Source organism: Pseudoalteromonas espejiana DSM 9414 (assembly GCF_002221525.1).
Lineage (GTDB): Bacteria > Pseudomonadota > Gammaproteobacteria > Enterobacterales > Alteromonadaceae > Pseudoalteromonas > Pseudoalteromonas espejiana.
On sequence record NZ_CP011028.1, the window covers coordinates 2,136,785 to 2,152,492 of the forward strand.

The following is a 15,708-nucleotide window of genomic DNA, read 5'->3' on the forward strand; positions in this document are numbered from 1 at the left end:
TGAGATGCTAAATTAGTCTATTGTTTTACTATCAGCCAATTGCGTTTGAATGCGTTTTACTTCGGGCTCGGTAAGTTTGTAACGCGTTATAAAAATTAAACATACCACGGTACAAATGACTGGAATGCCAGCAAAGGCGAGTAGAATTCCTGATAGCGTGTGTTCTGATTGTGCTTGATTAGGTACGTAGGCGTACCCTGATAATATCCAACCAGCAATGGCACCACCTATTGCAAAGCCTAGTTTGATAGCCAGTAAGTGGCCCGAAAAAGTTACTGCAGTTAATCTGCGCCCAACCTTTAATGCGCCATAGTCGACGGTATCTGCCACCATAGAAAACATGATTGGGGTAATAATCATATGGGCAAAGTTTGCAATAAAATAAACGATAAAAATGGTTACGATGGCGTCACTTTCTAATACATAAAACATACTATGAGAAATAATTACGACGACTAAAGCAACGATGAAAAGTGTTTTCTTTTCAATAAATTTGGTTAAAAAATTAGTAGATACAGCACCGAGTACTGAGCCTATTGCTGAAAGCGTTAAAAAATTTGATAGAAGTGATGCTTCACCAACATAATATTTGATGTAATGTGGTGCAACCGATGCTCTGACACCTATTAAAATTAATGTAGCTATGCTAATAGCAGCAATAACAACCCATTGATCATTTTTAAATAAGCTTAAAAACTCTATAAATGCATTACCTTTATTTTGTTTAGGTTCGACTTGAGTTGTTTCCTTTGTCATTGAAAAACATAATAAAAAGCATACAGCAGCTAAACCACCCAAAAACACCATAGCCAATGGATAGCCTACAACGTCATTTCCCTCGCCAAAAAAGGCAACCAGTTTTGGCAGTGCCCAAACAATAACCAGTAAAGCCGCCATTGCCATAGCAAAGCGATACGACTGAAGTGAAGCTCTTTCTGTTGGATCATTTGTCATTACAGCACCAAGCGCACCATAAGGTATATTAATTGCCGTATAACACGTCATTAATAATGCATAGGTAAAGTACGCATATATTAATTTACCTGTTGAATCAAAATCAGGTGTTATAAACGCTAAACACGCGAATACTCCATAGGGAATAGCTAAAAATAAAATATAAGGTCGATAAGAACCCCACCTAGTACGCGTTCTATCTGCAATACTTCCCATTATTGGATCAGTTACACCATCAAATAACCTTACAGCTAGAAGTAAGGTTCCTGCCGCTGCTGCAGATAAACCGTAGACATCGGTATAAAATATCAACATAAAGTTAGCAACCATCTGAAATACAATGTTGCTAGCTGTATCACCAAGGCCATACCCTATTTTTTCTTTAATTGTGAGTGTGTTTTTTTTATTGTTCATGTGTGCTCAATTTTCAATTCAAATCGATATAGTCAAAAATACTATATGCATTTTTTATGTATGTAAACATTTATGTTACATTTTTACTCAACTGGTAATTCATTTAATACTTGTCGCTAATTTTTAGTTGAATTTAGTAACATATAAAGGCATTAGTCGTTCAATAAAAAACCACTACCTCGAAAAAATAAAAAAATGCGCAGACGCATCAAATCAGGTACATCTCGAATAATGGGTAATTAAATAGATGTGGTTGTTTTAGATAGGGTTTATAAATGTTTTTTATTTGCGCTTTAAGCACCTTTTATATACTCTTAATAGTCTTTATAACAATATCTATGTATCGCTTTGGCTGAGTAATTTATGCACCATAAAACATCAAACATTCCAAATACTATTGGCGAAGAATCGATTCCTGATGACTGCATTAGCAATCTAACCGTAGATAATATTATATTTGCTATTCATGAAGGTAAGTTAAAGGTCTTGCTGGTTAAATATAATCGCGGCCTTGCAACCAGCCAGTGGGGTTTAATCGGTCATTGGGTTCGAAAAGACGAAAACTTAGACAGCGCAGCTTTGCGTGTTGTTAAAAGTACAACTGGTGTTGAAAACCTTTATTTAGACCAGTTAGGTGCATTTGGTAATGTAGACCGCTACCCAGCTAGGCGAATTATTACTATTGTTTACTACTCGCTAGTACGCTTTGAAGAAACGAATCTTGTAAGTGGCGATAACGCTTTAGAGTGTGAGTGGTTTGATGTAAACAACGCACCTGCTTTAATGTTTGACCACGCCGACATTTTAAAAAGTGGCCTTGATTACTTGCGCTATAAAGTAAGGCATGAGCCTATCGGTTTTAGTTTACTCCCTGAAAAATTCACTCTGCTTGAGCTACAAGGAATTTATGAGTCGATTTTAAATAAGTCACTCGATAAACCTAACTTTAGACGTAAGTTTCAAAAAATGAACTTGCTAATAAACTGCAAAGAAAAACAAACCAACGTCGCTCACCGAGCTGCTACTTTGTATCGTTTTGATATAAACGTCTATGAAAAATTAAGAGAGTTTGGTTTTACATTTGAGTTTTAAATACACAGATATAGTTACGGAATTATACCCTAGAGTTAATCAATCCAGAACAAAAGTAGAAAAACACTGTAAATTGAAAACTTTTAAATAGGCTGGACTTCACATCGTTATTTATTGTACTGGTATACCCTCACTAAACCTGTTTCAGCTTTTTGTTAATTAGATACAGTGTTCAGTCTATACGCTAGAGCTAATTTGCTATGATTACTTTTCCGTTTTCTAATGATACGTGTTCTGATCTGATATTGTAGTGGCACAACGATCAAACTATTAAGACAAGTAAATTTTTGTGATCTTTTCATTAGGTAAAAGCCAATATCTAAATTGTTAGTATCTTACCTATATCCAAAATTATAAATAATAACTTACATAATAATATAGCTTAACTACCTGAGAGAAGAGTTGAAGTTCACCTCTTTAAAGAATATAGTAAAATTTAACTTTAACTTTAGCTATAGAGATTTAGGGTTATGAGTGACTTAAAAAACTTTTTTAAGAGTTTAAATTTAGCTAGCTCTACTCCATCTACAAAAAAACAATCATATATTTATAAACGCGAAATCGATAAATTTCTAGAAAGATATTTTTTGTTATCAGTCATTGAAGTTATGGAACTTTTAAAAATAAAGGATCCAATTGAACTAAAAGCGATAGTAGCTGACAATAAGCTATTTACTGTAAGTAACATCTATTCTAAAGGACAGTTAGGCTTCCCTTCTTTTCAATTTGATTTTACAGATAAATCTGTTAGAACTATAAACATTAAAATACTAAAACTAGCCAGCTCATCCTACGAAAACTGGGATTTAGCTTTTTGGTTCAATAGTTTTAACAATAATTTAGAATGCAGCTATATAGAAGCAATGAATCAGCCTGAAATTTACGAAGAACTTCTTCACGCTGTAGAAAGTAATCTAAAAACAGACATTTTTTAAATTTACTATTTTTTGTGCGCAATTATCTCTTCAATTTTACAATCGAAATATTCGCACAACGCGTCTAATGTCCGCGTTGTTGTGGAGTAATTATTATTATTTGCCATTTTTGACATAGCGGCTTTATTTACTCCTGCGGCATTTGCAACTTCATCTAACGTAATTTTACGCCCTTCTTTCAATGACTTAGCTGCGATTAAGTCCTTTAAATTATAAACAATCATCTCAATACAACCAATTATTTAAAAAGTTTCTTTACAGGATACTTTTGATGTGATTTAATCAATTTAGTTTCTTGTGAGGATACTTTTATGATTAAAAATGAATTTACTCTACTATCAGCTAAAGAGCTCTCAGCTTTTATTAAGTTCAGCCCAGATTACATTAACCGTAAGTTGAAAGACAATGTTTTTTTTGAAGGCAAACACTACATCCGGCCTTTCGGCTCAAGAAAAATATTTTATCTTTTAGAAACTGTAATGGAAGAAATGTATGACACTGCAGCTAAAGCTAAACGTGAACTTATAATTCCTCTTGCAAATGGAGGTGTATGTTATGGCTAAAGTAAGAAGTAGAAATGATAAGTTGTTTTTTGATTTTTATTATCAAAATATACGATGTCGTGAGCAGACCTTACTCAAGGATACAAAAGCTAATCGTATCAAACTTGAGAAAGTTCTAGAAAGTATTGAAATTCAAATTATGCTCGATCGTTTTGTTTATCGAGAAATGTTTCCGAATAGTAACCGTTGCAAAGCTTTTAAACTGTTTGATGACCAGATAGAAGCTATAAAAGCTAATGAACCGAATAAAGCAGATGTTATTTTACACAATGTACCTAACTTTGAAGCATTTGCTTATGAGTGGCTAGAAGAAAGTAAAATTCATTGGAAAATTAGTCATTTTAAAAATGTGTCTATGATCTTTAAGCGTTATTTAATCCCTGAATTTGGCAAGTTTAATCTTGATGAAATAAGCCGTGCTCATATTATTAAATATCGCGCGAGTATATTAGAGCCTAAACGCAGTAGTAAAAAGCAATTGAGTAATGATTGGATCAATCATGTTATGACACCTCTTAGAGGTATACTTAAAGAAGCATCATTAAGATATGATTTTCAAACTCCTTTTAACAATATAAAACCACTAAAAGTAGTTAAAACTAAAATAGAACCTTTTTCACTCAATGAAGTTCAGCAGTTTCTTAAGTATGTAAGAAGTGATTTTCGCAATTATTATACCGTGCGCTTTTTTACTGCTATACGAACAGCAGAGATTGATGGCCTCAAGTGGGAATACGTTAACTTCGATCGAAATGAAATTATTATTCATGAAACCTTAGTTGATGGCAATGTTGAGACACCTAAAACAGCTACATCATATAGGAATATCCAACTTTCTAGAGTTGTTGTTGATGCGTTAAAAACACAATTCAAAATAACTGGTAAGAACACTTATGTTTTTTGTAATAAAAAAGGTAACCCTCTGGACCATCGAAATATAACTAAAAGGGTATGGTACCCAACGCTAGAAGAGCTTTCTTTAAAGATGAGACGCCCTTATCAAACGAGGCATACATGCGCAACTTTATGGCTTTCTGCTGGAGAAAATCCTGAATGGATAGCTAAACAAATGGGTCACAGCACGACTAAAATGCTATTTGAAGTTTATAGCCGTTATGTTCCTAACAATACTCGGCAAGATGGTAGTGCTTTTGACCGCCTACTCCTAAATGCCAACATTGAAGAAGAGGCTACTTATGAATAACTATATTTATGGTTGGTTAAAAAATTTACATATTTATGGAACTTTGCCAACAGCCAATTGTGAGCTCTTAATAAGTAAGCAAGTAATTTTCGCTATTACATCTGCTGATATTGCTAGAAAATCCCAAATAGTATCTGGCTTGGCTCAATTTCAGTTAACTCACGATATAATGGGTAACCATATTGTTTGTAATATAGAGCCAATACTTTCTCAATGTAACGAACAGCAGTATCTTAATTTAACGTCGATGATAAATAATACAAATGAGCATTTAATAGCACGATTTTTTAAGTTACTTAGCTTTGTCACATGTAGTGAGTTGCAGCCTTTTATTGATTTTATTTTGACTAAACAAAGTATTTTACAAAAATTTATACAAGCACCAGCTAGCTTAAACCACCATCACTCTTATACCCATGGGTTGTTTGAACACAGTATAGAGGTAGCTGAAATTGCATTTAATAACGCTAAACACTTAAAACATTCCAGTATAGAATGCCAAGCTGCATTAGTAGCTGGCTTATTCCATGATATTGGTAAAATATTTGTCATGCTACATCAAGCCAGCGATCGCTATATACCTGGACCACACGAAGGTTATAACTTTGCTATCTTAGCTGAACCCTTAGCGAAGCTAGGTAGTTGTAATAGGCAGTTGCTGGAGTTATTAAGCAGTTTATTAGCTGCCAAGCCATCTGGCTATAAAGCGAGATATGCAATTGAACATATTGTGCAACAAGCTGACCGATGCTCTTCTGAATCTGCTTTTATACATGCTAAATTTCAAGAACTTCCTGATTATTATCATTTTTGCAAAGTTGGCGACAAAGTACTTAAAAGAATAAGTTAAAGTTCATAAGGCTCTTCGTCAGTCCTATAACTTATAATGAGCAACAATTGAAGGAAGCTCATTAAACTATGGTGGCGCCTCGCCCTTTTATATGCCCCCTTACTGCCCTCTACTGTAATTAATAGCCCTATTTCTAAAAAGCCATTGCCATTATGTTTACCTAAAAACTTACCTTCCTGAATAGAAGCATTTTCAATACCGCTATCGCTCAAGCCATACGAAGATATTAATTGTTGCCAATAAGACTTTGCTTGAACAGCACTTTCATTTTTTAAATCTACTTGATGAAAACGAAATCTGAAATGCCTCGCTTTTAATTTAAAAGTTATACATAAATTAAAAAAGTTACATATAACTGCATCTTTAGGACAACGAAGAGCGAAATCTTTTCCTGCAGCAGCATATTTTAAAATTTGTAGAGAATCAAATGTTTCATTAAGTGTTATATTATTTTGACTTAATAAAGTATCGAATTTTTGACATAAGTAATAAAATGCTTTTTGTGAATAAACTCTTTTTAACTGCCCTTTAGTATCGTTTAAACTTGGGAAATTAGGAATTAAGGGTAGATTTTTGCCTTTCCTAGGATATTCCTTACTTACTTTAACAGCATTGCCATATAATTTTTTAACGAGATCTACAGGAAGTGAGTAATTTATTGCAGTGTCGTTTATTGAGTGAAATTCTAGCGATTTGAGTACGTTTGCATAATCTAATGTTTTTATTTTTTTATCAACTTTAAACTTATTTTTAAAACCATTAAACGACGGTATGATTAAGTTACTAACATTACCCGCATATTGGATAGAATAATCTTGCTCTTGTTTTTTACTATAAAATTCGATTCTTTCAATTAAACTTTCACCCGGCATCACTACTTTAGACTTAGCTCTTCCTACACATTCAGATAAAAAGCACTTAGATACAATATATGTTTGATTCATTTGAGAGCAATGCTGTATATCCTTCAAATGTAGATAACTATTTAACGTCGACACTGTGACTTTATGACCAAGTAAATGAGACAGAAAAAACATTTTTGAACGAGTATTTTCTTTAACTTTTAATCTTCTTTTGAAGTGATTAATAAAAACTTGATCAAATAAGTCATCTTCAAATATAGATAAAGACTGCCTTCCTGCTAACATCAAGTTTACATTTAACTTGTACCATGTCCAATTTGCAAAGCTATGTCTTAGATGATGAATCCTTAGAGTGTGGTCCTGAGTATAGTAATGCAGTAATTGCGTTAATAGATCGTATGCTTTATTTACGCTAACAGAGCAGTTAAATAACAATGAATTTGATGACTTATTTTCAGTATCTTTTTGAACGTTATAGAAGCTTCTGAGCTTGGCTAAATGCTCTTTTGGCCATAATGCATCAAGAGGAAGCTCTCTTCTTGCCGATGATGTTTTTAAAGCTCTTATTTTATTTGGTCTGATTGATAGTAGAACCCAATCATATTCGCCTTCATTTGGCTTGATAGGTGAAACCTGAATATCACCAAAGTACAGTTTAGCGGCTTCATTTCGACGTAGGCCACTATAAAAACAAAAACACATCAACAAATATGCATATAGTTCAACAAGACTATTATTAAGGTTGTTACTTAAATATTCCAGAATTGCGCTTGCATGACTCGCTGACAATAAATTAGCATCAACTTTGCTTTGAACAGGTGCTATATCAAGATCATCAATGCACAAATCTTTGACAATTTCTGATTCAATCAAAAATTCGGAAAGGTAGTATAAGTATTTTTTTCTTGGCGCTGAGGTAAAATATTCGGTCGCATCATTTAATTTTATTGCCCAATCAGATGCCGAAATTATTGCTAAATCAGTTTGAGTAAAAACCGTTAAAAAAGGTTTGCTAATACTTTTTACATAATCAATTACTGTTCCTATTTTTAATCTTCTTTTAGCTACCCCCCCCTCTTTCAAAAGATAATAAAGCCAGCCACATAAGATATAAAAATAAATACTATTTTTTTCATTTTTCAGTTCTTGTTCAACAAATCTAATGCACTGTACCCTTGAAGCCCTTTGGCTATTAAGTTCTTTTAGGCTTTTATAGATGTGCTCTAACTTAAGTATCACTAATTTAGGCTCAATATAATCAAAACTATCACTATCAAATGGTAATAGCTTATTAAACTTATTGAATTTATTATTTATTTTTGCTACTTCATCTGCAATCAATGCCTTATTACTGATTAATCTTACAAAGGCTGTTTGAGGTAGGCCGGTACAGGTACTAGGCCGTAAATACATCTGATAGTCGATAGGGCTGAGGTTGATTATTGCATCTATTTTTCTAAGTGTTCGTAATTTTAGAAGTGACAAACTTTGCCAATTCTTCCCTGATGTCTCAGTTAAGAATTTTGTTATATAGTCTTTTAATCTATTTTTATTTAGTAGTGCCTTCTCGCACTGCTTCACAGAGGCTTGATGCTGCAATAGTAGAAGAACAACAGCATCACATAGTACGTATCGTAGCTCCTCTTTTTCTATTTTTCTATACCAAAATACCAACCCATCTAGATACATTAAAGTATAGGGGGTATTTATAATAGTAATAAGCTCGTCAAAGTGAACACCTGTTGTCATATATAAAAATAAGGCCAGTCGGCCTAAGCGACCTTTCATTGATAAATTGGCTGTCGGTGTTTGTAGCTCTTTGTTTAATAATGACTTTACATGTAGTGCTACAGGTAACTTTATTAATTCGATTGGTGATAACATGGGTTTATCACGCTTTAATACGACAACTTGAGAAATTCTTGAAGATTCAATACCGTAATGCTTTAAGCCGTACTTTAATATTGCATCAATAATCATTAGTTGAAGTTGCTTAGCTGCTAAATCTTCTTTAAGCCGTGATTTTAAAACATCCATTTCAATTGCAAGTACATTTTCATCTGACTTTTGAAAACATCTAAGCATCATTATACATAGCTTTTTGTATTCTTTTAAAAAAGCCACATCACTCAATCTAATACCAAAATCATCATCTAATAAATTTTTATATGCATGTTCAATTTGTTGATAACATGGATGAAACTTATCTTCTTTTTTAAGTTTATTTAAATAAGATCGGACTTTAGAGTTTGCCATCCTACCTCCTTAAATAACTTATCTAAAATAGGTAGCAATTCATTTACAGCGTCAATGTAATTAAGTGCTGAGTAATCTGCTAAGGGAACTTCACCAGACTGCCAATGGCCCATTTGAAAGTTTACAAGCTCTGAATTAACTTTGTTATACAGCAAACTACTTTTAAGCCAATGCCTTCCTGCATTTGCAGGTATATCATGCTCTGCGTGTAACCTAAGAACTAATTCTGTAGGAGAAATACCCCTAGTCACAATCCCTGATCTTTGTCTCTGAAATATGAATAAAGGTCCATGATTTATACGTGAATTTCTAATTAGCTTAAACCATTGACAAGATTCTTTATAATCGAGGCCTAAAGTTTTAGAGGTAGCATCTAAATAACCATCTATTGACTGACATAACTTGGGTTCTAATACTCTTATTAACCCTCTCAAACAACTAAGATGCTCTTGATATGCGGTTACTTGCTCATTTAAAATAGAAGGTAAACAAACTAATCTGGAGTGAGTGAAATCACTATCATCTTTATCACTTATCCCCATCAGGTTTAGCGATGGAAAATATAGAGAAAAAGTTGGTAACGGGTTCCAAACAGCCCGATATCCAGTTCCAAACATTAGCATCCATGCCGTATAGACTGTGAACGCATTATGATATTTTAAAATTGCATCTAGTTGTTTAAAAGAGTTTAACTTGGCATTTTCAACTTCTAATGCCAAAGCTGCTATTAGCGCTTTAACTGTCATATCTTCTGGAGTAAATTTAGAACCAAACCTACGATTCTGCTTATCAAAACACTTTAATTCAAAAAGTTTAATAGGGAATTTTTCTTTACAATAATCATAGTAATCAGACTCAACTTCTTGCCAAAATTCAAAAATCCTTTCACATCGCGTAACGTCATCAATATTGCTGTAGCTCCTAGATACTCGAGTAGAATACATTTTTACATCGTAACTAAAGTCTATATAAATAGGGTCTATCACACCTGTTGCATTAATATAATTCCCAATAAAATTACTAATGCTACTAATGCTTAGCCTTCCGCTATAAGATTTATCTGATATTTTTTTTAGTTTTTTGGCTATACTGCTTTCAAGTGCTGCAAAATTGTCTACGTTAATAATTAAGCCTTCTTTCCTGCCGTTTAAGTATTTAATTATTAAATCTGTCAAAAATGTAGGACACGCAGTAAATACACCATTAGCTGTTTTTATAAGGCCAACTTTTTTAATCGATGGTTTAGCAGTTTGAGTTATTGGGAAATACCACCAGCCTCTGGCATTTTCATCTAAAAACAAACCTCGTGTTTTTTCATCTATTTTATTAAATACCTGTAAGCTTTTTATCTCATTAAAAGTCTTACCCAATAAAAACATTAGCCAACATAATATCGCTAACTCAATATTTTTATCGGAACGGCCGTACTTAGTTAATGTGTCAAATAATAAGCCCAACTCTGAAGCCTTTAATAATCGCGTATCTTGATAAGCGATATTATGGGCTCGATGTACATTGCGAGTTACATCTATCTGTTTTTTTTTCTTAGAAGCAGGACTAAAAACCATTTCAATGCTTTGATGATCAGTTTTGTCTCGTGCAGTATTACTTTCATTATTGTCAATCACAAAGGGCATCTGAACTTCAGAATCGTCAAGGTTTAGACCTTCTGTATCCGATAAGAAAGCTCTAGATGGAATTAAAACAGACAAATCATCGATCGCGCCAGTTATTGGTAATGTATTAGGTTTTTTATACCACTTAACAATAGAGTCTATTTGTCGACTACCATGTTTATACTGCCGGGCTGGCTGCCAGTCGTTCCTATAAAAATGAATTAAAGTATTTAAGTAGGCCCTATCAGAGACATTACTAGTATATATATCCTTATTAGTAATTGACTCTAATCGACTGGCAATTGACGAAGAAGGCTCAAGGTAATCTGTTAAAATTTTATCTTTATCAGGTTCAAAGGCAATATTAGATTTTCTCATTAATAATCGAAATTTATTACAAACCTCTGCTTCTCTTGTTGATGAGCTTGTAGCTAATTCAGGGTCTGTGAGTGTATCTATTACTTTAAAATAATTACCAATAAAATTAGCAAGCAGGTTTAATGATTTTGAATCTTGCTTATACTCATATGATTTAATAAGTAATACATAGAACGGTATCTCATTACACCATCCGTTTTTATAAGTACTCCGATTAAAACTCTCTTTTAATGTTGTATCTAGCTCAACACCATACTCATTAAAGGCAGAATAAATATACTCAGGAAGACATAATTCACTTTTAGTAAACTCCCTTAGATTTCGTGACGCATCATTCATCCTTTTTAACAATAAAAAAACTTGTGATAAGGCGCATAAATCTTCAGGAGCACTTATGCGGAGAGTAAAATCATCAAAGTCAGATTTTATATCCTCGTTACTAATTTCCAAGTTCAACTTTTTGCAATACAACTCAATATGCTCCAGAAGCTTAATTTTTAGCATACCTGTCATAATTTAATCACTTTTGTACTAATTTTAAGCCATTTACATAACTCTGTTTTTGTTTTGATAGCTGGAAATAAAGTGCGCCATTCTGCCGAATTAAGTACTGAATGCTCATCTTTAAATAAGCAAATAAGTAATTCAGATATTAAAGGACCGGATGCATTAAAGTATTGTTTAAGGAGGAGTCGCACAATATCATTAAGAAAAATTAAACGCCTCAGTTCGGGTGTCGGACGATAAGGAAGAACCAAGCATGGGGTAAGCTGATTTGATTGGTTTTGAAGTCGACAAACTTTATGAAATGTAAATAAGCCAGAAACTAGTTTTAACTTTTCGGTATCAGTTTTGTATCCAATTATTGGGGCTTGATAAGCATCCAGCTTCCAAGTGGTAATTGTATCAAAGCTATCGTTTGAACTTGGTTTTAAAAACGAAAATAAATTTGCTTTACTGATTAAATTATCAGTAGCTTTTTCAAGGGATATATTTTCAACGATAATATTCTCGAATGTAGCTCTATCTAATAATTCGCCAACCTTTTTTAGCTTTCCTTCGATGTTATCGTTAATCATATTAAGCACCAGAACAATAAGTAGTCAATTTTGACATTTTCATAATGTGCCTAAATAGTGCCTTAATCAACCTTTAAATGCTCAAAAAACACTCAAAACTCTATCGGCATATTAAAGAGGACGAAATAAATCTTTGTTATTAAAGCTAATTATATATATTTACAGAAGTTTATTTTTAGCGAAGGAGTTAAACTAACGTCTTGACATGGTATAGGTCGGTGGTTCGAATCCACTCAGTCGTACCAAATATATACCTTCCTAGCATACACTTATAAAAACAGCATAACTTTTATTTAATGAAGAATACTTAATAAAAATATTAATAAAGCGTGAGCGAGTAAGTGCTAGGGTCTGTTGTTCTTTCAAGGTTAAATTTCAGCAGCGTGTTGCGTTTTTTTAAGCAAGGCAGAGCTGATGAAGTGTGATTATTACCCATAAATAGGCAATAACGTATCGTAGATACCAAACATGCATTGCCGAACAAGTTCTTTCTAAGGACGATTTATTCTTTGTTTCTTACATGGATATAGGCGCCCAATATTGCATTACAGCAGCTCTAAAGTCGGTGGCAGGTTTATATAAAGTGACTGACCGTGTAGTTACCAACGATACATATGGTGTAGTACTTGACGGAAGAAGGCTTACGGTAAGTTTTAATTTAGACTTTTAATACTACCTAATCTCAAGAGCGCTTTAATAAGGCGCTCTTAGCTCAAAATAAGCGTGTTTTAACCCAACGTTATCAATGCCCTTTACTATTTTTTGCGACTTAAAAATAGCTCATCTACACATCTTTTTCGCTTTGCTACATAATTTCATACCATTTAAACATCAATACCCTATAATTTTAAAACTAGGTTTAATAATAAATGTATAAAGGTGGTTGAATGCGGGGCGTTTTTGTTTGGTTGTTATGCATTATAAACGTATATATTAGTTGTGAAGTAAGTGCCGCTGCGTTAAATGAAACTAAAACCGTAGTAGTTGATCATAATTTATGGCGACCTGTTACTGCCACTCGTTCTGATGCTGCGGTACAAGAGTTTATTAACGACTATTCAAAAAGTACCGCAAAAAATAACTTACTAGGTCAACAAGGAGCTGTTGTTGCAAGCATTCCTATAACCAACAATGTGGCTGGAAGTTGGTATGTTTTACCAATAGCTAACTTTATAGATACTGGCATTGCCTTTTGGCAGGATGAAGAAAATAATTTAACCCAAATTGCTGACTTTTCTCAAAGCCACACCCAACAAACTGCAATTTTAATGCATGGTCAAGCCTTTAAGCTTAACCTACCTAAAGCTGGCAAAGGTACATTATGGATTTACTTAAATGCTAAGCACTACCCTACTCCTGCCAATATTCATTTTATAAACGAGAGCACCTTTATACCTCAGCAATTTCACATAAACGCATTAACTTTAATTGGTATTTCAGTGATGCTTACGCTTGCTGCTATGGCGCTCATTATGTTTTTAAAAACAAAACAAAACGTTGCCTTTTTTTGTGCAGGGTATATAGGTTTACATGGTATAGGCTGGGCCTGCGCATCAGGTGCTTTAAGTGGCTTTTATGCAAGTAACATTATAAACCTACACTATTTGGGTATGTATATATTTTCGTTTGCAATTGGCTGTGCATCGGCTTACGCCTATTGCTTGTTTAATTTTAAAGAATTACCTAAAAACCGCATTGGTAATTTTTTAAAATATTTTTCGGTATGTGCCCTAGCAATTGGGGTTATTAACTTAGTTTTACCTTTTTACTATGTATTTTATTTGGCACATTTACTTGCTGCCATATGGGTAGTTTTAAGCTTGGTTGTTGGTTTTTCAATGCTTAAACTTAACGATTTTAGAGCTAAATACTTTTTTATTGGCAACTTAATTTACAGTGTATCGCTTATGCTTTACGTCGCGATTCATATTAACTTTTTACAGGCCAAATCAGCTGAGCTAGTGGTTGTGTTAGCCCTTGCTGTTGACTGCATATGCATTTTGCTGTCTTTATCAGAGTGGTTAAAACTAAAACAACATGAGTTTGTAAATATACTGCATCAATCTCGGTATGATCCGCTTACTAAAGTAGGTAACCGGTTACTATTAAACGACCACCTACTTGAGCTATCAGGTTCATATATTATTGTATTTATAGATTGTGATGGTGTTAAAACAATCAATGATCAATTAGGCCATGCCAAAGGGGATGAATTTTTAGTAAGTACTGCACAGTTAATGCAAAGTGCGCTTTCTAATAAAGGGGATGTTTACAGAACAGGCGGCGATGAGTTTATCTGGTTATGCAAAGTAAAAAACAATGAAGCGCTGAGCTCTCTTTCGCACGAAATAACACTAACTTTAAATACCTTACACGAAAATATAGTTGAGCAGTGGCCGCAATCTGGCATTAGTTTTGGTATTGCTACCAGTAACGAGTGCACTAACCACGCCGAGTGTTTAACACTTGCAGATGAGCGTATGTACATATTAAAGTCTGCGCATAAAAAGTGCGCTTAAATATGTTAAAAGGTTATTGTTTAAATTTACTTAAGCTAAATTCTGCTTTAAATTCATCAGGCTTACTTAATAATACATACACTCTGCATGAAATTTTTTAAACGTCCATACAGTACAAATCAATCGCTAACAAAGTTATACTAGTTAGAATTTGTCAGACGCAAATAGCTGTGAGATAAATTACTCGATTAAATTACACAAGATAGGAGTTGTTCATGGAACATATTATTTCGGGCGTCGCTAAGTTTCAAAAAGAAGTTTTTCCTGCTAAAAAAGCGGCATTTCAAAAGCTCGCAAATGGCCAAAACCCAGAAGTGTTATTTATTACCTGTGCCGACTCGCGTATTGACCCTAACTTAGTGACCCAAACTGAGCCTGGTGAATTATTTATTTGCCGTAATGCAGGCAACATTGTACCTCCGCACAGCAACCAAACCGGCGGCATGACCGCATCAATTGAATTTGCCGTTGCTGCTTTAGGTGTTTCTCACATTATTATTTGTGGCCACTCTGATTGTGGGGCAATGAAAGGCGCTATTAACACCGAAGGGCTTGCAAGCTTACCGCATGTAAAAGAGTGGTTAGGTCATAGCCGTGTAGCCACCGAAGTGGTAAAAGAAAAATGTGGTTGTACAGCGCTCACAAACGATGAACACTTAGGTCTGGTTACCGAAGAAAACGTTATTCAGCAATTACAGCACATTAAAACCCACCCTGCGGTAGCAGCAAAAATTGCAACAAACCAAATCAAATTACATGGTTGGGTGTACGATTTTGAATCGGCTGAAATTAAAACATACGATGAAGCAACACGCACATTCAAGCCTGTAGAAGATACCTACGTAGAAACTCTAGCTAGCCAAGATAAGTAACCTCAAGCAAGCAATGCAGGTTTAATACTAATCACTCTTACCTAACTTATACATTATTAGGTAAGAGTAATTCTTTAGTTATGTATTTATTTTGCTGTTTAACCATAAATGCA

General features: G+C 33.9%; 12 protein-coding genes. 7 read left to right on the top strand and 5 right to left on the bottom strand.

The window, feature by feature from the left end; genetic code table 11:
* Nucleotides 1-12: 12 nt before the first annotated feature.
* A complete protein-coding gene (locus PESP_RS09725) occupies nucleotides 13-1,368 on the bottom strand; it encodes an MFS transporter (RefSeq protein ID WP_089347851.1) in 1,356 nt (451 codons plus the stop codon).
* 363 nt (nucleotides 1,369-1,731) lie between these two features.
* Between PESP_RS09725 and PESP_RS09730 the strand changes: the two genes are divergently transcribed.
* Nucleotides 1,732-2,460 (top strand): NUDIX hydrolase, encoded by a 729-nt coding sequence (locus PESP_RS09730; RefSeq protein WP_089347852.1) that lies wholly within the window; start codon nucleotides 1,732-1,734, stop codon nucleotides 2,458-2,460.
* Nucleotides 2,461-2,930: 470 nt separating this feature from the next.
* A complete protein-coding gene (locus PESP_RS09735; RefSeq protein ID WP_089347853.1) occupies nucleotides 2,931-3,395 on the top strand; it encodes a hypothetical protein in 465 nt (154 codons plus the stop codon).
* 5 nt (nucleotides 3,396-3,400) lie between these two features.
* Here the strand turns inward: PESP_RS09735 and PESP_RS09740 are convergent, their stop codons facing one another.
* Nucleotides 3,401-3,619, bottom strand: a complete 219-nt coding sequence (locus PESP_RS09740) for a helix-turn-helix domain-containing protein (RefSeq protein WP_089347854.1) — start codon at nucleotides 3,617-3,619, stop codon at nucleotides 3,401-3,403.
* 87 nt (nucleotides 3,620-3,706) lie between these two features.
* Between PESP_RS09740 and PESP_RS09745 the strand changes: the two genes are divergently transcribed.
* From PESP_RS09745 to PESP_RS09755, 3 genes are read left to right on the top strand one after another with little or no spacing between them, the layout of a single operon-like run.
* Nucleotides 3,707-3,958, top strand: a complete 252-nt coding sequence (locus PESP_RS09745) for a hypothetical protein (RefSeq protein ID WP_089347855.1) — start codon at nucleotides 3,707-3,709, stop codon at nucleotides 3,956-3,958.
* The gene (locus PESP_RS09750; RefSeq protein ID WP_089347856.1) at nucleotides 3,951-5,162 is read left to right on the top strand and encodes a site-specific integrase; all 1,212 of its coding nucleotides are present in this window, start codon (nucleotides 3,951-3,953) and stop codon (nucleotides 5,160-5,162) included. Before PESP_RS09745 ends, PESP_RS09750 begins: the two co-directional genes overlap by 8 nt.
* Nucleotides 5,155-6,012 carry a TraI domain-containing protein gene (locus PESP_RS09755; protein WP_164504416.1) on the top strand — a complete coding sequence of 286 codons (858 nt, stop codon included), beginning with the start codon at nucleotides 5,155-5,157 and terminating at the stop codon, nucleotides 6,010-6,012. The genes PESP_RS09750 and PESP_RS09755 overlap by 8 nt, the downstream gene beginning before the upstream one ends.
* Here PESP_RS09755 and PESP_RS09760 read toward each other — a convergent pair.
* From PESP_RS09760 to PESP_RS09770, 3 genes are read right to left on the bottom strand one after another with little or no spacing between them, the layout of a single operon-like run.
* A complete protein-coding gene (locus tag PESP_RS09760; RefSeq protein WP_089347858.1) occupies nucleotides 6,009-9,131 on the bottom strand; it encodes a site-specific integrase in 3,123 nt (1,040 codons plus the stop codon). The genes PESP_RS09755 and PESP_RS09760 overlap by 4 nt on opposite strands.
* Entirely contained in the window at nucleotides 9,101-11,638 is a 2,538-nt protein-coding gene (locus PESP_RS09765; protein ID WP_089347859.1) for a hypothetical protein, read from the bottom strand. Before PESP_RS09765 ends, PESP_RS09760 begins: the two co-directional genes overlap by 31 nt.
* A complete protein-coding gene (locus PESP_RS09770) occupies nucleotides 11,635-12,204 on the bottom strand; it encodes a hypothetical protein (protein WP_089347860.1) in 570 nt (189 codons plus the stop codon). Before PESP_RS09770 ends, PESP_RS09765 begins: the two co-directional genes overlap by 4 nt.
* Nucleotides 12,205-13,091: 887 nt before the next feature.
* Here PESP_RS09770 and PESP_RS09775 point away from each other — a divergent pair.
* The gene (locus PESP_RS09775; RefSeq protein ID WP_089347861.1) at nucleotides 13,092-14,723 is read left to right on the top strand and encodes a sensor domain-containing diguanylate cyclase; all 1,632 of its coding nucleotides are present in this window, start codon (nucleotides 13,092-13,094) and stop codon (nucleotides 14,721-14,723) included.
* 215 nt (nucleotides 14,724-14,938) lie between these two features.
* Nucleotides 14,939-15,595, top strand: a complete 657-nt coding sequence (locus PESP_RS09780) for a carbonic anhydrase (protein ID WP_089347862.1) — start codon at nucleotides 14,939-14,941, stop codon at nucleotides 15,593-15,595.
* The last annotated feature ends 113 nt before the right edge of the window (nucleotides 15,596-15,708 follow it).